General features: G+C 47.5%; 1 protein-coding gene. It reads right to left on the bottom strand.

Going from position 1 to position 1,053, the window contains the following annotated elements; all coding sequences use genetic code 11:
* Positions 1-65: 65 nt before the first annotated feature.
* A partial coding sequence (locus R7190_RS25845; protein ID WP_318137673.1) for a DUF1214 domain-containing protein occupies positions 66-1,053 on the bottom strand: 988 nt, incomplete at its 5' end.

The following is a 1,053-nucleotide window of genomic DNA, read 5'->3' as shown; positions in this document are numbered from 1 at the left end:
AAATAAGCCTCCTTAACGCACTTACGAGCTAAGGAGGCGACAGAGCAGTGGTTCGTTAAAACGAATTATTTAACTACTTTGATTTCAGGCATTTGATACTCACCACTTTGGATTGCATCGTCTGCGCCGTAGAAACGCATGATGGCGTAGAACGGTTTTTCAGGTACTGGCAAGAAGTTTGGATCGTCTGCACGGCCTTTCTCGTTCGCACTCATGTAAATGGTGTAGTAACCGTCTTTGTCCGCTTTCATGGTTCGGTCGCCACGACTGTGACGGTTTAGGTCGTTTTTCGCCATCAAACGGTTGTCGTTGCCGTAAATAGTAACAGACCAGAACTCACTGACGTTCGGCGCTTTAAAGCGCATCACGTAATCATGCTTCGAACCATCCAGTTTTTGACCAGTGCTGTCGAAATCTGATTTACGGTAAGACGCTTCGATAGGTGGTAAGCCCCACTGACCAAGGTAAGTACCTTCTGCAAAAATATCGCGTGGCGCATCACCCAAGGTATCGCGCGTACCAAGCAACGTACGAGCATCTGTCATTTTAGGTGCGAGTTCGACGAGGTGTTCCATGCCTTTCTTCTCACCAACTTTTGCCAGTTTTAGCTGCTCAGGTGTGAAGTCAGTTTTGCATGGTTCAACGCCGATAGATTGGTATTTGTCCAACCACTGTTTGTCCGCATTGCCCATCGAACCATCACATAGCACGAAGTTCACGCGTTCAAGCCATGTTGAATTTTTTGGATCTGGATACGTTCTTTGTACTGGTTTTGGACCGTTTTTACCTAAATATTCCGATAGGGTACGAATGTTCCATTGGTCCATGTAGTTAAGCGCGACTTTCGCATCTTCGTCATTTACTGCCATGATGCGACCCATCAGCTTCACAAGGTTGCTGTCTACGCGAACCACTTCGTCGACAGAAGCTGGCACTTCACCTTGCCAATCTTGTGCTGCAAACATGAACTGGCCACCTTTTGTGCCGCGAGTACGAGAACTGAACGCTGCGTTGGTGTAATGGCCCATGTCCATCGTGTGCAAGATCCAGTAA

The organism is Vibrio sp. 1078-1 (genome assembly GCF_033340475.1).
This window is presented reverse-complemented; position numbering and strand designations above follow the sequence as displayed.